14 protein-coding genes and 4 pseudogenes are annotated in these 22295 nt (G+C 64.3%); 5 read left to right on the forward strand and 13 right to left on the reverse strand.

Annotation, left to right across the window (positions count from 1 at the left end):
• Positions 1–7 precede the first annotated feature (7 nt).
• Positions 8–1153, forward strand: coding sequence for a hypothetical protein (locus KJ554_06740; GenBank protein ID MBU0742027.1), 1146 nt, complete (start codon positions 8–10; stop codon positions 1151–1153).
• Between the two features lie 122 nt (positions 1154–1275).
• Here the strand turns inward: KJ554_06740 and KJ554_06745 are convergent, their stop codons facing one another.
• Positions 1276–1485: a 4-oxalocrotonate tautomerase family protein gene (locus tag KJ554_06745; GenBank protein ID MBU0742028.1), complete on the reverse strand. Its 210-nt coding sequence runs from the start codon at positions 1483–1485 to the stop codon at positions 1276–1278.
• Between the two features lie 333 nt (positions 1486–1818).
• On the opposite strand from KJ554_06745, the gene KJ554_06750 reads away from it, so the two are divergent.
• The gene (locus tag KJ554_06750) at positions 1819–3837 is read left to right on the forward strand and encodes an alkaline phosphatase family protein (protein MBU0742029.1); all 2019 of its coding nucleotides are present in this window, start codon (positions 1819–1821) and stop codon (positions 3835–3837) included.
• Positions 3838–3924: 87 nt separating this feature from the next.
• Here the strand turns inward: KJ554_06750 and KJ554_06755 are convergent, their stop codons facing one another.
• Genes KJ554_06755 through KJ554_06765 form a run of 3 tightly spaced genes read right to left on the reverse strand, consistent with a single transcriptional unit; the run spans position 3925 to position 8631 of the window.
• Positions 3925–5004, reverse strand: a complete 1080-nt coding sequence (locus tag KJ554_06755) for a formylglycine-generating enzyme family protein (protein MBU0742030.1) — start codon at positions 5002–5004, stop codon at positions 3925–3927.
• Positions 5004–5456: a hypothetical protein gene (locus KJ554_06760; GenBank protein MBU0742031.1), complete on the reverse strand. Its 453-nt coding sequence runs from the start codon at positions 5454–5456 to the stop codon at positions 5004–5006. The genes KJ554_06755 and KJ554_06760 overlap by 1 nt, the downstream gene beginning before the upstream one ends.
• 40 nt (positions 5457–5496) lie before the next feature.
• Complete coding sequence (locus KJ554_06765) at positions 5497–8631, reverse strand: cadherin-like domain-containing protein (protein MBU0742032.1); 3135 nt, start codon at positions 8629–8631, stop codon at positions 5497–5499.
• Positions 8632–9106: 475 nt separating this feature from the next.
• Between KJ554_06765 and KJ554_06770 the strand changes: the two genes are divergently transcribed.
• Together KJ554_06770 and KJ554_06775 are read left to right on the forward strand one after the other, a co-directional pair.
• The gene (locus tag KJ554_06770) at positions 9107–9778 is read left to right on the forward strand and encodes a hypothetical protein (GenBank protein MBU0742033.1); all 672 of its coding nucleotides are present in this window, start codon (positions 9107–9109) and stop codon (positions 9776–9778) included.
• A gap of 322 nt (positions 9779–10100) precedes the next feature.
• Positions 10101–11513, forward strand: coding sequence for a S41 family peptidase (locus tag KJ554_06775; GenBank protein MBU0742034.1), 1413 nt, complete (start codon positions 10101–10103; stop codon positions 11511–11513).
• Between the two features lie 395 nt (positions 11514–11908).
• On the opposite strand, the gene KJ554_06780 is transcribed toward KJ554_06775, so the two are convergent.
• Both KJ554_06780 and KJ554_06785 read right to left on the reverse strand, forming a co-directional pair.
• Positions 11909–13000: an OmpA family protein gene (locus KJ554_06780; GenBank protein ID MBU0742035.1), complete on the reverse strand. Its 1092-nt coding sequence runs from the start codon at positions 12998–13000 to the stop codon at positions 11909–11911.
• A gap of 523 nt (positions 13001–13523) precedes the next feature.
• Positions 13524–14048 (reverse strand): hypothetical protein, encoded by a 525-nt coding sequence (locus KJ554_06785; protein ID MBU0742036.1) that lies wholly within the window; start codon positions 14046–14048, stop codon positions 13524–13526.
• 152 nt (positions 14049–14200) lie between these two features.
• On the opposite strand from KJ554_06785, the gene KJ554_06790 reads away from it, so the two are divergent.
• Positions 14201–16441, forward strand: a complete 2241-nt coding sequence (locus KJ554_06790) for a T9SS type A sorting domain-containing protein (GenBank protein MBU0742037.1) — start codon at positions 14201–14203, stop codon at positions 16439–16441.
• Between the two features lie 163 nt (positions 16442–16604).
• On the opposite strand, the gene KJ554_06795 is transcribed toward KJ554_06790, so the two are convergent.
• From KJ554_06795 to KJ554_06825, 7 genes and pseudogenes are all read right to left on the reverse strand, one after another.
• On the reverse strand, positions 16605–17258 hold the full coding sequence (locus KJ554_06795) for a hypothetical protein (protein MBU0742038.1): 654 nt from the start codon (positions 17256–17258) through the stop codon (positions 16605–16607).
• 747 nt (positions 17259–18005) lie between these two features.
• A complete protein-coding gene (locus tag KJ554_06800; protein MBU0742039.1) occupies positions 18006–18632 on the reverse strand; it encodes a PKD domain-containing protein in 627 nt (208 codons plus the stop codon).
• 195 nt (positions 18633–18827) lie between these two features.
• Positions 18828–19139, reverse strand: a pseudogene (locus KJ554_06805) (PKD domain-containing protein).
• A gap of 426 nt (positions 19140–19565) precedes the next feature.
• A pseudogene (locus tag KJ554_06810) lies at positions 19566–19898 on the reverse strand (PKD domain-containing protein).
• Positions 19899–20087: 189 nt separating this feature from the next.
• Positions 20088–20318 (reverse strand): annotated as a pseudogene (locus KJ554_06815) (PKD domain-containing protein).
• Positions 20319–21827, reverse strand: a pseudogene (locus KJ554_06820) (S8 family serine peptidase).
• A gap of 176 nt (positions 21828–22003) precedes the next feature.
• Positions 22004–22252: a hypothetical protein gene (locus KJ554_06825; GenBank protein ID MBU0742040.1), complete on the reverse strand. Its 249-nt coding sequence runs from the start codon at positions 22250–22252 to the stop codon at positions 22004–22006.
• Positions 22253–22295: the final 43 nt, after the last annotated feature.

Genomic DNA, 22295 nt, shown 5'->3' on the forward strand with positions numbered 1-22295 from the left:
GGGCGACATGAGATTCCCGTTCGCAGTCCTGTTTGTCATGCTGGCCATCGCGACGACCGCGTGCGTTCGGGGCGCTCCCTGCCCCGAAGCCACCGAGCAACTCGCATCGGCCTCGGATGTCACGAGCTGGCCCCCGGCCCCATACCGCTGGCGCGATATCGCCACCAATCCCTACGCCCAGTCCTATCAGGGCGCGTATCTCTACGACGACGCGGCCGTCGCGGTCACCTACACGCCGTGCGAATGCATCACCTTCGCCGGGCATCTCTCGGCGGTCGATCTCAAGCCCAACTTCGCCTACCAGATCAAGCTGGTGGGCAAGCCCACCGGGCTCTGGGGGGACGAGGGGGACGACGTCGCCAACGAGATGATCGGCTTCACCGGGCGCTGGTGGCACAAGCAGCCCGATGCGGGCAACAGCAACGATGCCGATTACATCGCCAACCACGACGATCCCGACTACATCTTCGAGGGCTATCTGCTACTGGACTTCTTCATCACGAACCCGGACGGTACGGCCGAGGTGGATTTCGCGGTCGACAGCAGCTTCCACGTCCTCTGGTGGGAACATCAACGCACGCCCGGCGCCTGCGACAGTCCCGTCAAGCGGCGTACGGTGATCGGCAGCGCGACCGACCCGGCTTACGATACCGACGTCGGCCCCACCGATGTCGGCGTCTATGCCGAGATCGAAAGGCTCTGCTACGGTGAGTCCACCCTGCCCCCGGGAGCATACGACTGCCGCCTGCTGCTGACCGAGGAGAGCTTCCACCAGAGCGGCGACGGCGACGGCTACTGGGCGTCGGCCATGTCCTTCGACCATCTCCGCTTCGAGGTGGTCGAGACCCTGGTGGACGTGCCGGGTCGCCCGGCCGCCGTCCGCCTGGGATCGATCCACCCCAATCCGTTCAATCCGCTCACGACCATCCGGTACGAGCTGACGCGACCGACCGTGGTGCATATCGACGTGCTGGATGCCGCGGGTGCGCTGGTGCGTCGCCTGATCGCCGGCGCGCGGATGCCGGCGGGCAGTCACGCCGTGGACTGGCGCGGCCGCCACGACAACGGCCGGCGTGTGGCGGCGGGGGTCTACCTGGTGCGGATGCGCGCGGACGGGATCGAGCAGACGAAGGCGGTGACCCTGCTCAAGTAGCCCGCGGACCACCTCGATGTTTTCCGGCAAATCGCAGAGTGGCCGCGCCTTCGCCATGAAGCGAATGCATCCGATGGACGTATGATAGCGGCACCGACAGCCGTCGGTCGGCCATCACACATCTATGTGCCAGTGGGCTTCGGCTTGGGGATGACGGGCTTGCCCCCGATTGCCCAATCCCCCTGCTTGACCTCTTCGATGACGACCCACGTCAAATCGCGCATTCCCTCGCCCTCGACCTCGATCATCGCTTCGGTGATCTTTTCGATGAGCTGTGTCTTCTGTTCCTTCGAGAACACTCCCTCTATGACCTTCACGGTGGTGAATGGCATGGTAGCGCCACCTCCCTCTTCCTGGTTGGGTTCACGTGACTTCGCTCGGACGGTTGTCCGGAGCGCCCGACCGGCCCGTATCCAGACAATTACAGTAGTCTTTTAATCGATCCCCGCCACCGACGCGCGTTCGGCGTCCCGAACGGCATCGCCGGGCCCGCGGACCGGACGTCTTCGAGAAACGGGCTGCTGGCTGATTCGGGGGCGAGGCGCAAAGATGCGGTTCCGTTGACAGCGTCCTGCAGGATGAAGTATACATGCAGCACGCATCAACCAATCCGCACGGAGCCGCAAAGCAATCGACCGCCAGCGCCTGCCGGAAAGGTCACTCTCGTGAAACGCGCACCCATCATCGTCACTCTGCTGGTGGCGTTGTCGCTGGCCGGCGGCGCCTGCCTCCTGTATGCGAAACGGCAGCGCGCGCCGGTCTCCCCGGGCGCGGCCGGGCTTGCCGTCGCGCACGCATATGCCGATTGGGAGGAATATGCCGGGGACGTCGAGCGGCGGGACGGGCGGCGGCACAAGGTCGTCTTCATCGGGGTCGACGGCGCCGCGTGGAACATCCTCGATCCCATGATCGAGGAGGGGCTCCTGCCGACGTTCGCGAAACTCAAGCGGGAAGGAAGCCATGGCGTGCTCCGCTCCGTGGACGCCTACGTCTCCCCGCCCGCCTGGGTGACGATGATGACGGGGTACCTGCCCGAGAGGACCGGCATCTACACGTTCGGCCACTGGGACCGTGAATCCAGGACGTTCCTGCCCCTGGAGGCCGTGGACACGCGGACTCCATCGGTCTGGGACATCTCATCCTTCGCCGGCAGGCGCACCGCTGTCATCAATGTGCCGATGACGTATCCGGTGCGCGACGTCGACGGGATCATGGTCTCCGGTCTGATGACGCCGACGAAGCTGCACGACCGGCAGCATTTCGATCTGACCTTCACGGACTCCGGAGGCATGCCGGATGACGTCGACCCGCCGGAATCGTACTCCCCGGCCATGTCGGCCGTGCTGGAGCACTCCGCGAATCGATTCGAGTTCTATCTTTGCGACACGACAAACGACGGGTCCGTCGGATACGACAAGGTCTACCTGAAGAAACGAAGGCTAGAGAGCGGCCGGCTGGAAGCAGGCGACGCAACGTCCTGCGCTTTCCGCGTCGGCGAGTTCTCGCCCTGGCTCAAGGTCAACCATCTCGCCCCCGATAGGTCCGAGAAGGGGTGGTGCAGGCTCGTCGTCATCCCCGGCGGCCGGTCCCGATCAGACTACGTGCTGAGGTTCTCGCACACGCTCTTCGCCGCCGGTGACACCGACGTCGCCTTCACCTACCCGGGCTCGCTTGCGGATTCCCTGCAGGAGAGATTCGGATATTACTTTCCCTCCTCGTGGCTCGACAAACCGATCATACCGGAGTTCACGGCGGATGCCACGAGGTACGCGTCGTACTTCTACGAATACGAGGATTGGGACCTTTTCCTGTACGTCTTCACCCAGACGGACAACATCCAGCACCTGGACGGCGTCACGCCCATCACGAGGCAAGTATACCAGATCATCGATCGTCATCTCGCCCGGCTGCTGGACCGGCTTCCGGAAGACTCGACCCTGATCATCGCCTCCGATCACGGCTTCAAGGAGTACTCGATCAGCATCGACCTGAACCGCCTCTTCCAGCAGCTCGGCTTGCTGTCCTACGCATCCGGCCCGGAAATCGACTTCGAGAAGACACTGGTGTTCCACAACCTGTGGTGCGTGTACTTCAACCGCGACCTCCTCGATCTCGAGGAACTGAACAGGAGGGGGATCGAAACGCCCGCGGGGATGTCCGCGGACGAGTCGCTGATACGGTACCTGCGCCGGGCGGGAAGGGGCATCAAGGCCGGCGCCCGGGGCACGCCCTACCCCATCGAGTTCTGCGATGTCGCGCCCGGCGCGATCGGGCACGCCCCCGACCTGATCGTCAAGGGAACCTACGGCGACTATCACGTCGAGTTCTGGAACCTGAAGAGGCCGCGCGACGCCGTCCTGCGCGCACTGGGACCCGACGAGAAGTGGAACCACACGCGAGAGGGAATCGTCATGGCGTACGGCAAAGGCGTCCGCCGGGGCGTGGAATTGCCGGAGATGGAAATAGCCGACATCACGCCGACGATGTTGTATCTCCTCGGCCTGCCGACCCCGGCCGACATGGACGGGAGGATAATGGCCGAGGCTTTCGAGAGCCGTGCGTTGGCCCGGCGCCCGCATTATGTGATCGAAGATCTGGGTGTGCTCTCGAGAGGCGAATCCGTGTCCGACGAGGAACGCGAGACCCTGGAGCGGAGCCTGCGAAGCCTGGGGTATATCCGGTAGCGGCTCGCGGGCGACCGGCCAATCGACCTTGGATCCGCTGGTCGGGGACGCCTTTACATGGCAGGTGCGGCCCGGTCGCCGGCGGCCTCAGTAGGCCCACCTCACGATTCGAAAGCCGTGATGATCGGTGGTGTGATCAAGGAAAGTGGCGATGCGTTCGGCGGAGCGGCAATCCTGCGCGAAGGAGGCGTAACAGCCGCCCCGCATGCACCGGGTGGAGGCCAATTCGGGACCGGTGGGGTCGATCTGGTCATCCGCGTAATAATCGGGCAGATAATAATCCCAGCACCATTCGAACACGTTCCCGTGCATGTCATATAGGCCCCAGGCGTTCGGCGGGAAGTTTGCGACAGATATGGGAGCATATCGATGTATCCCCACGGGACAACCCGGGTAGGGATAGAAATCCCCCCGGAAGTTGGCCTCGGTAGGCAGGCGCCAGCCATCGGCTTCCTGGTGCCATGTCCCGAATATCCCCACCTCATAGGCGGGCGTCAGACCATCCTCGAGTGATTTCGCGTTGCAGTAAATGAGCGCGTCCTGCACGGTAACGCTGTCGACCGGACATTCCGGACCGCCCTGGTGGACGCTCGGATTGACGCCCATCAAGGCCACGTACTCGGCCTGGGTCACTTCCGTGGCCTGCATGAAAAAGCTTCTGGTCAGCGTGACCGTATGCTGGAGTTCATCCGCTTCACGTTCGACTTCCGTTTCGGGGCTGCCCATCTCGAAAGTACCGCGATGGATGTAGACGCAGCCCTCCGGTATCGGAAAACCATCCTCCGCCACGACCCTGATGACGCATTGCGTCTCGTAATATCCCAGATAATCTGCTCCGGCGTCCCATGTCATCGCCAGCCCGTCACCCGAAACCATGAAGGCGCCGGCGTCGCCGGTGACGGAAACGTACTCGATCGGGAATGTCGAACCGCCGTCCACGGACAGATAAGCCGTGACGAACATCAAGTCGCCGTCCGCATCGAACAAGTCGCATGAGATGTCCACCAGATATGTGCCGGGACGCTGGTTCTCCAGAACGTTCATGACTTCCGGCGGCATATCGGCGAGGGCTGCAACCGGGAAGACCAGGCAGCCAACAGCCAGCAGGAACAGCAATTCACGGTGCGGATGATTCTTCACGGCCTGCTCCCCCATCATGAACTTCACTATTCCACCAGGGCCATGGCCCGGAAAGCGGTAAAACCATCCGTTCGCAAGCGACAGATATTCACGCCACCTGAAACCCGCTGGCCTCGGTCATCACAACCGTTCCAGATCGCTTTCCGTCCGCCCGCCGGTTCGACGACTCCGTCGCGGAGGGTGCATACGACTCGACCCTTAAGGTCGAAAACAGTCAAATCCACGGTCGATGCATGGGGCAGGTCGTAGGTGATGGTCGTGGCGGGGTTGAAGGGATTCGGGCACACCTGCCGCGGGTGAAGCGCCAGGGGTGGTTCATGGCTGTCCGGTGTGCTGGTCGTGTCGTAGGTATCCAGCAAGAACAGGGGCGAGTCGCCGCTGCCGATCGCCGCCATCGCGCTACCGGCCAGGATGAACAGGGAAAGTCCGATCGAGGCCGTCAGGAGTCGGATTATTCCTGGTTTTGCCCGTTTCGACATGTCATGGATGATTTCTCCTTGTCAGTGCACAAGGTCCGCCTCACCGCACCAGCAGGATCTTGCGCGTCTGCGCCCCCGCCGGGCCCTCGAACCTGACGACGTATGCGCCCGATCCCACCGGCGCCCCGCTGGCCGAGACGCCGTTCCAGGTGACGGTCCGCCGTCCGGCGGGCTGCATCCCGTCCACCAGGGTCATCACCCTGTTTCCCCTCAGATCGAAGACAGCCAGCCGCATCGGTCCGGGCGCCGCCAGGGCGTAGGTGATCGCGACCTGCGGATTGAAGGGGTTGGGGTGGACGTCCTCCAGCCGCGTCACGAGCGGCGGCAGGCCGGGGGCCACCTCCTCCCGGTGCAGCAGCAGCCACCGGTCCTCTCCCTGGCGCAGGTGGAGCGAGTAGACGATCGCCCCGGGAGCGCCGTCCGGCGGCGACGGGTCCAGGGCCCGGTAACGCCCGCCGCCCTCCGACTCGTACGGCACGGTCCACTCCCGGTCGCCGCGGCGACCGGACAGACGGAAGACGGCCGGCTCGCCGGTCGCCTCCACCTGCCAGACGAACCGCACGGCCGTCCCGTCGGGTTGCGCCGAGAACACGGCCAGGTAGGTGGCGATGGGACTCATGCATCCGCACCCGTCGCACCCCTCGCCCAGCGCACCTACCAGATCCTCGCAGCCCCAGGGTCGCATGCCGGGCAGGCAGTAGGAATCGGCGCAGAGATGCAGATCGGCGTCCACCGAATCGGCGTTGCAGAAGCAGGGGTCTCCGGAGAAGTTCCCCTCGATCAGGACCTGGTCGGCGATGTCGCCGTTCCAGTCGCCCCCGCTGTTGCCGTACAGGTTGCTGCAGGAGAGCAGGACGGTAGTGCCCGGCTCGGTCGAGATCGCGCCGGCGTTGCCGCTGAAGGCGACGATGCAGTTGTTCATGGTCATCTGCGAGAAGTCGGTGACCGCGATTGCCGCGGCCGGCCCCTCCTCGGCGGCCGGGTCGCCCTGCTTGTTCGTCCTGATGTAGTTGCCGACGTAGGAGTTGTAGGCCGTGTACGGCGACGCATTGCCGGTGAGGTAGACCGCCGCCCCGGCATTCCGGGCCCAGTTGTACAAGACGGCACAGAAGCAGACACAGCTCGGGGCCGAGCCGCCGGTGAGGTAGATGGCGCCGCCGTTGTTGTCGGCTCCGTTGAGCAGGAACACGCCCTTGTAGATACCAGTGCCGACGTTGGAGCCCCAGAATCCCCCTCCGTCCGTGCTGGCCCGGTTGCCCACGAACGAGCAGAAATTCACGGCCGGGTTGCTGGTGCTGCTGAAGTTGCAGTACAGGCCGCCGCCGAGGACCGCGGAGCAGCTGTTGAACTCGCAGTCCACCACATCGGGATAGGCGGTCCCGTTGGCGTACACGCCGCCGCCGTTGCCCGTGGCCCGGCAGCTGTAGAAGGCGCAGTGGTGGATGGCGGGCGAGGCGTTGCTGCAGCGGATGCCGCCCCCGTCGACCGCCGTGCCGTCCTTGATCTTGATGCCCTTGACCACCGAGTCGTACCCCTCGCCGGTCTGGAAGTTGAAGCCCCGCCCCTGGCCCTGGCAGTCCATGACGCAGGTGCTCGGGTTCTCGCTCCAGGAGGTGACGGTGATCTTCTTGCCGTTGAAGTCGATGTCCCGGTTCGGGCTGCCGTAGTATGTGCCGTCCATCAGCTCGACGCACCAGTTGTCCGGAGCGGCGGCCACGGCCTGTCCGATGAACAGCCGCCCGTAGAGCGGGGCGGCGGGGTGGGCGATGAACCCGCAGACCATGTTGTAATAGGGGTCGCCGTAGTCGAACAGCGCGTACCGGCCCTCGTCCGTCGCGTACACCTGGTCGGCGTCGTGCTCGACGCCGCCCAGGATCGCGTACTCGTGGCAGATGGTCTCCTGCCGGGTGTCCACGTAGTAGTGCTTGAGGTACTTCATGAAGACCTGGCCGCGCTCGTACCTGTGGATCCCCTGTAGGTTGGCGGCGCAGGTCTGGTCCAGGCTCCCGTCCTCGACGTCCAGCTCGCCCATGAGGTACATGACCCGCCGGTCCCGGTAGTTGCTGCGGATGATGTCCGCGCTCAGCCGGTTCATGTAGGGGTTCCGGTTCTGGAGCCCGTACTTGTAGTGGTCGTAGTGCTGCTGGCCGGGCGTGCAGTCGTTTGCCGGGACGCCGAAGCTCGTGTAGGGATCGGGAGGTCCGGTCCAGCGCTCGTCATTGAGGTAAAGGTAGGTGCTCGGGTTGGCGATGACGTAGCGCACCCGGACCCCGTGCTCCTCGCGCAGGGTCTCGTCGACGTCGTTCCCCGCGGCGTAGCGGTTCGTGAACTGTCCGCCCGCGGAGTGCCCGGTGACGATGATGTCCCGGACGTTCTTCCCCTTCTCGGCGATGGTCTCGAGGATCTCGTCCATGGCGTCGAAGGAGCTGACGGAGTAGCCGCCGGGATTGGCCGATTCGTCCCCCTCCTTCCAGCCGCCCGACGTCCAGTAGACCAGGTCGAAGGGGTTGGTCACGGGCCAGGTGATCGCGTTGGGGTTCTCGAAGATATCCAGATAGGTCAGGAACTGGGGGGCGACGATCAGGGTGTGGCCCTGGGCGTTGCCCGCGTTGGTCGCGGCGATGAGGATGGTGTTGTAGTAGTCGTTCGCGTTGCGGTTGGTGCCGTGGACCACCACCACGGCCCGGGTGACGGTGTCCGGGATGTCGTACAGGGAGTGGTTGGCGTCGTAGGGGACGTAGCGGAGTTGGGGTCCGACGATCAGGTAGAGCAGCCTGGAGGGGATGTCGTCCACCAGCCGCGTGATGCTCAGGTTGACCGTGGCGATGTTGGAGTTGTTGAAACCGTCGTTGCAGTGGTAGGTGAAGCTGTCGTTGTTCCAGTTCGCACCGTCGTGGTCGTAGGTGAACGCGCCGTTGCTGCCGAAGTTCAGGGTGCCGTTGGCGGGCGGCGTGTTCGAGGAAGCCGTCAGGGGATCGCCGTCGGCGTCGGTGTCGTTCTGCAGCACGCCGTTGCCGGACGTGACGGTGAGCGTGGCCCCCTGCCACAGGCTGTAGCTGTCGTCGTTGGCGACGGGGACGGCGGCGGTGTCGGCCAGCGGGACGGGGCCCGCACCGGGCAGGGCGAGCAGGATCAGGCCGCTGGCTATGGAAACGATGAATCTGCGCGGTTTCATGTCGTCCTCCTGCCCTCTTCAAGCGTGTTTTCGATTATGTCATTTCAATGGGTGCGGTTCAAGGAAGCCCGGAGCCGTGGTATCGACGGGCCAGCGTCATCTTCATGGTACGGTTTACCCCTGTCCCGGGCGAATCCGTGTCCCGCCGCGCCCCTTGCGGTCACTACGAGGCGAGTATAGCACAAACGAACGTTCAATATCATCCTTGTCGCCGCGTTCTCTGCTCTTGCATCAAGACGCCAGCCCGAGTTTACCGTCGCTGTCGATGTCTCGACGCATATACGCACCCAATCCCGACAGGCGAGCGCGCCCTTAAGTTCCTGCGATTGGCTCGGATGGGATGAATGATGGGACGGGGGGCGGATGTGATTTTTCAGAAGCGATATGGGGGCGGCAATACTATACTAGTTAAAATTGGTCTTGTTTAGCTCTGGTGATCACCACCCTGCCGCGGCTTTATTCAAGGAGTTCGATCATGATCAGCGGACAGAATCCGATCGCAGCCGCCATATGCCGGATATCCGGGATCCTCTTCCTCATCGCCGCTGTCCTCTGCTCACCCGGCGATTCGGCCCGGGCCAGCGTCATCATCGCCTTCGACGGAGCCTCCGGGCCGGGCCTCGACAGCATGTCCTTCAACAGTGTCGTGACGCCGAACATTGGGAACGACGACGTCGTCGGCGCCTCGCCCAACTGGATCTCGATCAACCAGAAGGCCTTCGCTGTCGTCGACTACATCGACATGGTCTTCTCCGTGGAGGATTTCGGCGTGCCGGCGACCGAATACATCCTGACCGAGGGAGTCTTCAACGGCACCGCGGAGGATTGGATCGGCTATCAGGTCGTGCTCGGTTTCGGTACGGGCGCCGGATTCGTTCAATCGACCCTGGGGGATGGTCTCGGATTCGACAACCCCGACTACAACTCCCCCCTCGACTTAGCGCCTTTCGCCATCATGTTGCCGCTCGATGAGGACGTCATCAACGCCGTCGACAGCGTCGTCGCTTCCGGAAGCTTCAACGTGTTCGCTTTCCCGATCGACGTCCCGAACGACGTCACCGAGTTCACGATCCGGCAGTCGCCGAGAACCGTGCCCGTTTCCGACGCGTCCTCGTCCTGGAGCGAGGTGAAGGCGCTGTACCGGTAAAACGCCATTCTGCCATCCCTTCGTGCAAATCCGGCTGCGCTGCAACCCATGGAGTTGCGCGACAGGGCCGCCGAGCGCTCATTGGGCCCGATCTCGTCCCTCGGCTCCAGCTCACTGGATTCAGATCCCGCCAGCCCAAGCTGAAGAACTCAGAACGGTATACGGATCGAAATATACGGAAATGGATAGGGTATACAGGTGGGGCACCCCGGTAGTCCCATTGCAACGATTCGCCATCCGTGTCCGTATATCCTGTCGCCGCCGCACAGGAACCGGATCGATGCCGCTCGCGCCAACCCTTCAGCCTGGAGGACCGGAAGCCATGCCGTTCACAATCGAGAATCACGCACGGATGAACGACGTGCGGGGAGCATCGATCCGCGGGACCTCCGCGCTCGGCGCCACGGCCCTGTTGCTGTCGTTGCTGTCCCTCGCACCCGCCGCCGACGCCCAGTTCGCCCGTCCCGGCCAGCTCCCCGCCATGGATGCCGCGATCCGGGCGGCGGTCGTCGACAGCCTCACCGCAGTCATCGATTCGGTCTACGTCCTCGAGGCGCCGGCCGGCAGAATCGTCGCGGGGCTGAGGCAGAACCTGTCCGACGGCGCATACGCCGACATCACCGATCCGGCGGAGTTCGCGCAGAAACTTCAACAGGACGCCCAGCAGATCAACCACGACGGTCACTTCGGCATCGCGGCCCTGCTGCCGCTGGATCCGTCCGTCGTGGAGGCCGAGTTGGACGAGGATCCGGCGGATGCCGCACGCCAGCAGAGACTGGAGCGCGCGCAGAACTACGGTTTCAAGAAGGCCGAGATCCTGACCGGCGGCATCGGCTACCTCAGGTTCGATCGGTTCTCGCACGGCGACGAAGCCTTCGCCGCCGCCGTGGCGGCCATGAACTTCCTGGCCAACAGCAACGCCCTGATCATCGATCTCAGGTACAACTGCGGCGGGTCGGCGTCGATGATCCGCCTGATCTGCGGATACCTGTTCGCGGAGGATACGCACCTGGTCAACTGGGACATCCGCGCCGAGAAGAAGACGGTTCAGTCCTACAGTCCCGACTACGTGCCGGGTCGGCGCTTGACCGAGCAACCCGTCTATATCCTGACCAGCGGGAACACCTTCTCGGCCGCCGAGGAGTTCACCTTCGACCTGCGCAACCTCGAACGCGCAACGCTCGTGGGTGAAACCACGGGCGGCGGGGGCCATACGGTGTCTTCCCATATCTTCGATTTCGGCGATTTCCGCATGGGCATCCGCGTGCCCCGCGGCCGGGCCTACAACCCGGAGAACAACGAGGGCTGGGAGGGCGCAGGTGTCGCGCCACACATCGCCGTACCGCCGGAACGGGCCCTCGAGGCCGCCCACGCCGACGCGCTGCGCAGGCTCATCGAGGACGAGGCGGACGAGCGGTACAAGGCCAGACTCCAGTGGGCCCTGGTGGACGTGGACAGCCGGATCGATCCCATCGCGCTCACGGAGAAGCAGATGAAGGAGTATGCCGGGCAATACGGCCCCCGGCGCATCTTCATCGAAAACGGCGCCCTCCTGTACCAGCGCGAGGACCGGCCCCGTATGAAGCTGGAACCCATGGGGGAAGACCTGTTCCGCGTCGGGGACCTGGATTACTTCCGGGCCGCCTTCGCGCGCGATCCGCGGGGCAGGATCGTGAAGTTCATCGGCAGGTACGACGACGGCACGACCGACGAGCACCAGCGGGATGCAAGATGACAGGCCAGGTAGACCTCGGGGGTCCGCAGAGGTGCGAGAGCTGGAAAGGGGTTACCGCTCCGACCAGATAGGACACGGCCACCGTGTAGGTACCCGCCTCCAGGCAGCCGGTCGTGACATCCGGTGTATTGATCGGCGAGTGGGCGACACAGACGTTCCCGTCACGGCCCGCAAAGACGACCAGATCCACCATGCCCGGGGCGCCGCCGGCGATCTTCAAAGAGACGATGGACGGCGAGGGAGAGGTGAGCCCCATCCCATAGACTGGCCGTCGAGCTGTCCAAGGGATGGGGTCCACCTCTTCTTGAACTCGCGGCTGTAGCTGCTGTCCACAGGCCGTGGGGGACGGATGTCCCCGATCACCGTCGCTTCCTTCCCTGCTCCGGTTCTCTCGGCTAGCCTTCCGAAATCCGGATCACGACCCGACGGTTCTCCGCCCGCCCCGCGGCGGTGGTGTTGTCCGACACCGGCTCCGTCTCGCCCATGCCGAGCACCGCGATGCGGTCACCATCGATACCGTTCTCCTCGAGATACCGTTTGATCGTCTGGGCGCGGCGCTCGGAGAGGGCTTGATTGTACTCTTCCTCGCCAACGCTGTCGGTGTGCCCCTCGATGGTGATCTGCACGATCTCGGGATGGCTCTCGAGCATGGAGTGGATCTGCTCGAGCACGGGCGTCGACTCCGGACGGAGCTGGTCTTCGTTGAAGTCGAAGAGGATTCCGCGGGTGGTGAACGCTCCGGTCTCCATCAGCTTTTCGTACATGTCCTCTACGCCGACGGCGACCACGAAATCCTTCAGGTACGCCCGGCGGCGGTCGTTGGCCGACACGATGAAGTGGATCTTGCTCCCGGTGATGAAGTTCGCGTTCGGGATGTTGGCCGCCCGCTGCCCGCCCACGTATAGGATCGCGTAATCCCCGTCGACCTGGAGCTTGACCGGCGTGAGACCTTCCGGGAGGCTGCGGACGCCGCTGATGCTGGCCACGGGCTGACCCTGAAACGCGATACCCGGTCGCTGGTAGATGTGCAGGTACTGGCTCATGTATCGGTTCCACGCCGTCTCCCGCGGTGTGAACAGGACGAAGACGGCCAAGTTCGGCGCGCCGGTCTGGAGAGAGAACTCGAGGGAGAAGTCCCCGGGGAGCGCCTCGGGGAGACCGATGGCGAACTCGCTGTTCGCGGAGACCTCGAGGACCTTCTCCCCGTCCTTCGTGACGATCTCCATGTTGCCACCGAGGAACTCGAGCTGGCTGCCGGGGAAGCGACCCACCGGTTCATCCGTGAAGTCCGACGCAAACCACACCTGTGCGCCGGGCGTGAAGTCGTAGTTGCGCCAGACTCCCTCGCCGGGCTGCTCGGCGCCCTGCAGCTCCCGGGCGACAGCCGTGCCCACCAGGACGAGACTGACCGAGGCGAACAACGCGAATGCGGATCTGGCACGCGGCAGTATGAGATTGGCTGGTAGGCCTACGGTCGACTTGCTCACGGCGGCACCTCCCGGGCTCCTGGGATCGGACGGCTCAAGCAGAATCAGTTCGCGCGGCGATGCCGTCTGACTTAAATGTCCTGTCGGTCATATCAGATGAACTGTGGAACTCCGCTGGACTCCACCATGACGGATTGGCCCGGTCAAATTCCTCAAGGCGGCATCCCCCTGTAGATACCGTGCCCACCCGGCCGTCAAGGCGTGCTGGAGCAGCCGACCCAGGGTGTCCATCGGGTGTCCATCAATTCAGAACTCGATGCTGTCCTGACGTGGTTGGCATGATACAGCTTCCATGCGAAATACGGAACGAACCAATGCCGGTCCTGGCCGGGGCTCGAGCGTCACGAACCCATGAAAAGTGAAACGCCACGCAGACCGCCGCGACGCCGGGCATCCCGGCTCCTTGCGGTCCCGAAGCGGACAACCTTCCACCCTCCCTGGGATTTTCGTAAACAACTGTATGCTTATCCGTCGCGGAGCCGCCCTGTCGAAGCATTTGATGTCGATGATCCAGCCCGGCTCGTTAGCGGCAGAGCGACTTGACCGCTCCCCACCTCTGCGTCTCTCCAGCCACCGGATCACAATCGACGCATCCAGCATTCATCCCTACGCCAATGGGCGCTTGAGCGGTCGTGTTGCTGGCGATGATGAGTGTATAGGTGCCTGTGTCGAGACAGGCGGAGAAGCCGTGCATCCAGTCGGATGATGTATCTGAGGCGATGCACTGGGCAAGGTCGCAATGCTCGAAAAGCAAGAGGTGGTTGTCGGGGATCAAGGGGTCGAAGCCGCTGGTGTACGATGCGGGGGACGCGAGGCCCGGGGCTGTCAACTCAACATCGAAGACCTGGAAATCCCACCCGGTGTAATCAGTGCCGCAGGCAAACTCGCCGGGGACGGCGTCGATGCCGATGTAGTTGTAGCAGGCGTTGCCGCTGCAGAGAAACGTGTCCAGAGGCGTACAATCAAGCGCGACGGCAAATGCGGCACTCAGGGCCACGGTGACGACGAGGGCCAGAACGTGGAGCGGGAGACGAATCCGGATTCGCATAACATCCTCCAGGGGCTTGGGTGGGACGCACATGGGAAATGAGCCTGAGGATATACCGGGAACGGCCGGAACGTGTTATAATGGTCCAGAATTACACCTCCCATCCCGACGCCCCACTCAGCAGGTGAGCACGAACCATGAGCATAAGCTCGATGCGCAGACTCATCCTCGCGGCACTCGTCACGACGCTCGTCGTCGCCACCGCCGCCCAGGCCGTGCCGATCACCTTCAAGGTCCGCATGGCCCTGCAGGTCCAGCTCGGCAATTTCGATCCCGCCCAGGACTTCGTGGACATCGCCGGCACCTTCAACGGGTGGGGCTCCGATCCGCTGACGCCTCTCGCCGACGCCGACGGCGACTCCATCTACGAGGTCACCCTCGACGGCTTCACCCCGTCGGAGTTCATCGAATTCAAGTTCCGCTACAACGGCCAGTGGGACGGCACCGAGGAGTTCCCCGGCTACGGCTCCAACCGCGTCTACACGGTGCTGGAGAGCGACAACCTGATCGACGTCTGGTACAACGACTTCGCGCCGGGGGACGGCCAGGTCGAGATCGGCGAGCTCCACTGGTGGAACGACGCGGTATTCTACGAGATCCTCGTTCGCAGCTTCCACGACAGCGACGGCGACGGCATCGGCGACTTGCCGGGCCTGACCCAGAAGCTCGACTATCTCAACGACGGCGACCCCGCCACCGACGACGACCTGGGCGTCACCGGCCTCTGGCTCATGCCCATCAACGACTCGCCGAGCTACCACGGCTACGACGCGATCGACTACCGCGCCATCAATCCCGATTACGGCACCATGGCCGACTTCGAGGCCTTCCTCGCCGCCGCCCACGCCCGCGGCATCAAGGTCATCATCGACTACGTCATGAACCACTGCTCCGACCAGCATCCCTGGTTCGTGGCGTCCAGGCAGAACGACCCGGCCTACCGCGACTTCTTCCGCTGGTCGCCGAGCGATCCCGGCGAGACCGGTCCCTGGGGCCAGAACGTCTGGCACTGGAATTCTTCGGGCTGGTACTACGGTCTCTTCTGGAGCGGCATGCCGGACCTCAACTACGACGCCCCCGCCGTGAAGGACGCCATGTTCGAGACTGCGACATACTGGCTCGACACCATCGGCGTGGACGGCTTCCGTCTCGACGCCGTGCTCTACATCGACGAGGATCCCGGCCGGCTCCAGAGCACGCAGGGGACGCTGCAGTTCTGGCAGGAATACAACGCGCACGTCAAGTCGGTGGAGCCCGACGTCCTGTCGGTGGGCGAGGCCTGGACCGCCTCCACCACCGTGATCCAGTACGTGATCGACGACCGCCTCGATCTCTGCTTCGAGTTCGACCTGTCCTACGCCACCCTCGGCGCGGTCAACGACGCCGACGCCGGCAACCTTAAGGGCAAGGCCTCGCAGGTCTACAGCCTCTACCCGTACCTCCAGTACGCCACCTTCCTCACCAACCACGACCAGGACCGCTCGCTCAACGTCCTCGGCCACGACTTGGGCAAGGCCAAGGCGGCCGCGGGCCTCTACCTGACCCTGCCGGGCGTCCCGTTCGTCTATTACGGCGAGGAGATCGGCATGGTCGGCAGCGACGCCCACGAGTACATCCGCTCGCCCATGCAGTGGACCGACGGGCCCGACTCCGGCTTCACCACCGGCACGCCCTGGCAGGCGATCAACGGCAATTACGAGCAGTACAATGTCCTGGTTGAGGAATCGGACTCGGGATCGTTGCTGAACTGGTACAAGCAGTTGATCCGTGTCCGGAATCAGTCGTCGGCCCTGCGGCATGGCACCTATCAGCCGCTGACGAGCTCCGCGTCACCGGTGCTGGCCTTCGTGCGCAGCGACGAGCTGCAGACCGTGCTCTGCCTGGCCAACACGTCCGACATCGCCCAGGGCGGCGTCACGCTGACCGGTACCGAGACCAGTCTGGTGCCTGGCGATCATGAGATCGTCGATCTGCTCGATCCCGCCGACACCAGGACGATCACGATCACGCCCGGGTTCGAGATCTCGAACTTGAGTCTGGCGGGCCACGAGGTGAGGGCCTACGAGTTCGAGATCGTCACCGGCGCGGACCCGGGACTGGGCGACCTCCCGGAGACCGGTCTCCGACTCGATCAGAATCATCCCAACCCTTTCAATCCCTCGACGACCATCCGTTACGCGCTGCCGGCCCGATCCCACATCCGGATCGGCGTCTACGACGTCACGGGGCGTGAAGTGGCCGTACTCCAGGACGGCGTGCAGGGAGAGGGGGGGCAGGAGGTGCACTGGGACGGCGCGGATCGCAAGGGACAGGCGCTGGGTGCGGGGATGTACTTCGTGCGGTTGGAGGCCGGCGATGAAATCAGGTTCACCAAGATGATGATGGTTAGGTAAGGGCCGGGGGCAGGGCTCCCGGGAGCTGCGCCTTCTGTTCATGCATCAGCCCTGCGATCCAAGGATTTACGTTGTCAACCAATTCCGCCCGACGTCTCAGAATCTGAGAGTTGAGAGAATGGGCTGGTAAATCACCCGGGCTGGCTGATTCAGGTCATCGTCATCACCTATAGAGCATCTTGACTCGGCCCCAGCTCGAATCCTCGGCCGGAATCGGCCAGCCGACGATCAGATCATCGATCCCGTAGCCACCCTGGCCGGCGGCTTCTTCTCCGGTCAACACGACGTACTTGATTGCATCCGCGAGAACCTCCCATCTCAGGGCCAACCCCGAAGCACCCTGTTCGCCTGGTCTGGAATGCTGAGCGAGTTGGTTCCCGAGGACATCGTATGCAGTCAATTCAGCATGAGCGCCCGGTCCCGCTCCGTTTTCCAGCAGATCCACGGTCGTCAACCCGAATCCCCTGGTCTGCACGTCGAATGTGAAAGTGATGGGCTGGGCCGCGACGAAGAGTCCGGTGTGTTCCAGGGCGTTGACAGTGGAAATAAAGCGGTCGAAAGAAACCTGGCTCGGATCCAGCGGAGTATTGTACATGGTGTGTCCGGAGAATGCCACCCAATCCGATGATCCGTACGTCCTCAGTGTGAGTGGATTGCTGCTGGAATTGCTGATCGTCACCGTGACCCCGGCGATGATGCACGTACTGACCGGCGTCCCATCCGGATCAGACATGTCATCGAATCCATAGATCTCGGCGTTCGCCGACCCCATTCCCGCCAGCACAATCATGATGAGAACAAAAACAAACGACGCCATGATCCCTCCAGCCCTCAGGTCACCCTGCAGATCGGCCTGATCGAGTCGAACTGACACCCGCATTGCGGATTGCAAACGCCGGTCCAAGAGTGCGGCAGGAATCCGGTCATAAAGTGCGGCACCCGCGACAGTAGTAGTCCCTTCACGGGAGGGGCGTCAACACCTTCCTGTGCCTGCCGGTTAATCCATCCGAACCGAAATCTAGGGAGTTACAGGACCAGGCCGATACCCGGCCAACATGCTCAAATACATTGCGACATGCCTGTTAAATATTCCGTGGGAAAACGTCCGGCTCCCCGCGCAGGGCGCACATGGATTATCAATACGGAATGCGGGGAAATCACAGTTGAAAGAGACAGTATGAATAAAATATTATATGCATATCACATTAAGATCATCCTGAACGAAGAGGTGATATTACAACTGGGCGGCATTAAGGTCTATCTGGATAAAAAGAGAGAGAATACTCTATGGAGTGTAAGGGATGTGAGTATGACAAAGACTGCGTAGCTGTTATCGATAAGGAGGCAAGCGTAGTAATATCGCTTCATGCAGATATGTATGAACGCATAGAAGAAGTGGGCGTTGTGGTAAAAGATATAGTAAAGTGCAAATTCGGTGTGTATCGCATTGGACCATTGTATAGTCGAATGCAATGATGGGAGTGTGAGTCGTGTAACGTGACGGCACGACGGCGGCTCCCATCTGCCGGCAGGAGCCGCCGTCATCGTCCGGATCAGCCGGATCCTACCGGACCAGCACCATCCGCTGGATCGCCGTCCTGTCGCCCGACGTCAACCGCGCGAAGTACACACCCGAAGGCTGGCGCACCGGCCGCCATGTGACCTCGTGCCGGCCCGCCGGCATCTCACGGTCCAACAGGGCGCCCAGGCTGTGGCCCGCGGCGTCGAAGATCTCGAGCCTGGCGCGGCCGTCCCGCTCCAGGGAGAAGGCGATGACCGTTGACGGGTTGAACGGGTTGGGAACGTTGTGTTCGAAGGCGAAGACCCGCGACGCAACGTCCGTGGCCGAACTGACGACGATCAGGTCCAGCTGCATCGAGGTGTCCGTGCCGCAGCCGTTGGTCGCCGTCAGGGAGACGGTGTAGGTGCCGTCGGCGGCATACACGTGGGTCGGGTTCTGGACCGCGTCCGTCGCCGCATCGCCGAAGTCCCACAGCCAGGACGTGGGCGCACCGACGGACAGATTGGTGAAGTCCACGCTCAGCGGCGGGGCGCCGGTGGTCAGCGAGGCCGAGAAGGCCGCCGTCACCGGATCCTCCGCGGTCACGTAGGCCGCGAGGGACAGTGTGTCGGCGCCCGAGGGACCGGTGGCGATCAGCGTGACGTCGTAGACGCCCGCGTTCTGGAACACGTGGGTCGGGTGCTGCCCGGCGTCGCTGCCGCCGTCGCCGAAGTCCCAGGCCCAGGCCGTCACGGCGCCGGCGCTCGCATCGGTGAACGTCACGCCCAGGGGGGCGCAACCCGACAGGGGGTCGCCGGCGAAGTCCGCGACCGGAGCCGGCGGGTCGGTGACCGCGATCTGGGCCGGGAGGACGAACGTGTCCGGACCGCAGCCGTTCGCCGCCGTCAGCGAGATGGTATACGTGCCCGCGAGTGTGTACGTGTGGCTGGGGTTCTGGATCGTTCCGGCGGGCGAAGCGTCGCCGAAGTCCCACGACCACGACGTGGGAATGCCGACCGAGAGATCGGTGAAGTCGACGGTCAGGGGCGCCGTGCCGGACAGGATGCTGGCCGACGCGTCGGCCGTGACGGGGCCCTCGACGGTGACGTAGCCCGCCAGCAGGAGGGTGTCGGCGCCAGCCGGTCCCGTGACGATCAGGGTCACGTCGTACACGCCCGGCGCCGCGTACGTGTGCAGCGGATGCTGGGCCGTCGACTGGTTGCCGTCGCCGAAATCCCACTGCCACGAGGCGATGTCGCCGGTGGAGGCGTCGGTGAAGGTCACGTCGCCAGGGGCGCATAGCATCAGGGGGTCTCCGCTGAAGGCCGCGACCGGTGCGGTGGCGATCGTGACGACGATCATGTCGGCCACGATCATCGTGTCCGGTCCACAGGACCCCGTCGCGACCAGTGTGACGGCGAACGTGCCGCCGGTGGCGTAGGTGTGCTGCGGGCTCTGCAGGGTCGACGTGCCGCCGTCGCCGAAGGTCCAGGACCAGGACGTCGGTCCGCCCGCGGACAGGTCGGTGAAATCGACGGCGAGGGGCGCGAAGCCCGCGGTGACCGACGCCGTGAAGTCGGCCGCGACCAGCGGTGCGACGTCGATCAGGTTCGTCGCCGTCGCCGTGTCGCTGCCCCCGGGACCGATGACCGTCAGCGAGACGGTGAAGGTGCCCGCGGCCGCATAGGTGTGTATCGGGTTTGGCTGTGTCGAGGTGCCGCCGTCGCCGAAGTCCCAGTCCCAGGACGTGACGTCGCCGGTGGATTGGTCGGTGAACGAGACGTCGCCGCCGGCGCAGATCGCGGTCTGATCCTGGGTGAAGGCCGCGGTCGGCGGCGCGGCGTTGACAGTGATGTAGCCCGTCTTCGTGACCGGGTCGGAGCCGCAGGGATTGGTGGCGGTCAGCGTGACGTCGTAGACGCCGGGAGCCGTGTAGGTGTGTGACGGGCTCTGCAGGGTCGACGTGCCGCCGTCGCCGAAGGTCCAGGACCAGGACGTCGGTCCGCCCGCGGACAGGTCGGTGAAATCGACGGCGAGGGGCGCGAAGCCCGCGGTGACCGACGCCGTGAAGTCGGCCGCGGGGGCCGGGTCGACGGTCACGTAGTTGGTGCGGGTGAAGCCGTCCGAGCCGCCGGGACCGGTGGCTGTCAGGGTCACCGAGTAGGTGCCGGCGACCGTGTAGACGTGGGGCGGGTTCTGCTGAGTCGAGACACCGCCGTCGCCGAAGTTCCAGCTCCAGGAGGTCACGTCGCCGGTGGACTGGTCGGTGAAATCGACCGTCAGGGGCACGCAACCGCCGGTGGGCGAGCCGACGAAGTCGGCGGTCGGGGCCACTGGGCCGGCGCCAGCGGCGATGGCCGCCTCGGCGTCGATCATGCCGTAGCCCGAATAGCGGTCCCAGCCGCTGCCCGACTCCACGTTCACGATGTCGAGGGCGGTGCTGCGGATCCGCGTGCGGACCTGCGACGGCGTGAGGGTCGGTTCCGCCGACAGGATCAGGGCCGCCACGCCCGCCGCGTAGGGCGTGGCGCAGGACGTGCCGTTGAAGAAGGGTTCGTAGTCGTTGTTGGAGTAGCCTCCCCCGCCGGTGATGTCGGTGGTGGGCAGGATGGTCGGGGCGATGATGTCCACGGCCGATGCCGCGTCCTGGGTGTTGGTGCCGTAGTTGGAGCCCCACCAGCGCTCGCCGTCGCAGGTGTACCCGTTGGGATCGGTGTTGACGCCGGGGTTCACCTCGCCGCTGCTGCTGCTCGAACGCTTGCGGTCGCCGCAGGGCGAGGCGGCACCCACTGCGATCACGTTGCCGTTGATGGCCGGGTAGCTGATGGCGTTGTCGTTCTCGTTGCCCGTAGCGGCCAGGATGACGACGCCGGCGTTCCGGGCGTAGAGCAGGGCCGCGTCGGTGGACGGGTCGCCGCTGATGGCGGCGCCCAGGCTCATGCTGATCACGTCTGCGCCGTTGTCGGCCGCGTAGTATATCGCGTCGATGAGGTAGGAGAAATATATATCGCCCCAGCTGTCGGCGACCTTCAAGGGCATGATCGAACAGCCGCCGGCGATGCCGGCCACACCGAGGCCGTTGTTCGCCGTCGCGGCCGCCACGCCGGCGCAGGCGGTGCCGTGGCCGGGGACGGCGCTGTTGTCGTCGGGGTTGGAGTCGTTGTCGCCGAAGTCGTAGCCGGCCACGAGGTTCAGGTCGGGATGACCCGTGTCCACGCCGCTGTCGAGGATGGCGATCACCACGCCGGGGGCGCCGTAGCCCTGGGCGTAGTTCCAGGCGAGATCGGCGTTGGTGTCGAAACCGACCGTGCCGACGCCCCCGAGGGTGTGGTCCCACGAGCCGCCCCAGTCGTATCCGGGCAACTGGGCGGTGTTATGGTGGCCCCAGTTGTCGGCATACTGCGGATCGCTGGGGACGACGGCCGGGAAGGCCCGCCAGTCGGGGTTGGCGTGCTCCACGTCCGGATGAGCGGCGAGGCGAGCCGCGATGGCAACCACGTCCGCCTCCCCCGCGAGGTCCAGGCGGAACCAGCGGTCTACGCCCAGACGGTCGCGATCGGCGCTCCCGGCGGGGCCGCCGAGGGCCTTGGCCAAGCGCACCACGCCGGTCTCGGCCAGCATGGCGTCCATGTCGGCGAGACCCGTCTTCGCCCCCGGAACCGCCACGTTCTTGACCGAAGCGGCCGCGAGGTTGGAACGGCGGTAGGCATCCGCGGTGAACTGGACCAGCACGCGATCCGGCGCGTAGGGCAGGACGTCGTCCGCACTGCGGACGTAGCCCGACTGGACCGGCGCGTAGGGACGGGGAGCCGAGGCGTCGGCTGCGAAGGAAAGTCCGGCAACCGACAGGATCAGCAACAGGATCGTGGCGTGGCGGATAGTCATGGGGCCTCCGGATCTTGAGCGCGTCGGGTTCTGTGAGCGGATACGCGTCGCGATCGACGTGATCGGCGCCCTACGCACCGATGGGCGGTTTCAGTCGTGTCAGAGAATTTCGCACGGGCGGGCGGCTGTAGTTCCCTCACAGTAGGTCACATAATCATATACTAAATCACGGCCTGTTACAATAGTCGTCGGTTCGGAACGATGCGGATCTTCTCTTCTGAGGAGTACTTGCGGCGAGTGCGGCGCATGATCTCGCGGACGACTTTCTCGGGATCTCGTTGGTCTGACAAGGCGCACTCCTTCAGCGCGGAAGCAGGTGAAGGATCAACGGCCGGAGTGGTCACGTTCTCCTGGGCCGTGACACGAGCCGGGGTCGCCTCGCCGAGATCCGTCTCGATGAAGGCCCAGGTGTCCCCGATGAACATGGCACTGGTCGGGACCACGTATTGTGGTGTGGTGAGGATGTCC

This window comes from bacterium (assembly GCA_018814885.1).
In the GTDB taxonomy this organism is placed as follows: domain Bacteria; phylum Krumholzibacteriota; class Krumholzibacteriia; order LZORAL124-64-63; family LZORAL124-64-63; genus JAHIYU01.

Coding starts and splice junctions, on each gene's coding strand:
- KJ554_06740 (MBU0742027.1), top strand. CDS start 8: ATGAGATTCCCGTTCGCAGTCCTGTTTGTCATGCTGGCCATCGCGACG.
- KJ554_06795 (MBU0742038.1), bottom strand. CDS start 17,258: ATGGCGTCGTTTGTTTTTGTTCTCATCATGATTGTGCTGGCGGGAATG.
- KJ554_06745 (MBU0742028.1), bottom strand. CDS start 1,485: ATGCCATTCACCACCGTGAAGGTCATAGAGGGAGTGTTCTCGAAGGAA.
- KJ554_06770 (MBU0742033.1), top strand. CDS start 9,107: ATGATCAGCGGACAGAATCCGATCGCAGCCGCCATATGCCGGATATCC.
- KJ554_06825 (MBU0742040.1), bottom strand. CDS start 22,252: ATGTTCATCGGGGACACCTGGGCCTTCATCGAGACGGATCTCGGCGAG.
- KJ554_06765 (MBU0742032.1), bottom strand. CDS start 8,631: ATGAAACCGCGCAGATTCATCGTTTCCATAGCCAGCGGCCTGATCCTG.
- KJ554_06760 (MBU0742031.1), bottom strand. CDS start 5,456: ATGTCGAAACGGGCAAAACCAGGAATAATCCGACTCCTGACGGCCTCG.
- KJ554_06785 (MBU0742036.1), bottom strand. CDS start 14,048: ATGCGAATCCGGATTCGTCTCCCGCTCCACGTTCTGGCCCTCGTCGTC.
- KJ554_06790 (MBU0742037.1), top strand. CDS start 14,201: ATGCGCAGACTCATCCTCGCGGCACTCGTCACGACGCTCGTCGTCGCC.
- KJ554_06775 (MBU0742034.1), top strand. CDS start 10,101: ATGCCGTTCACAATCGAGAATCACGCACGGATGAACGACGTGCGGGGA.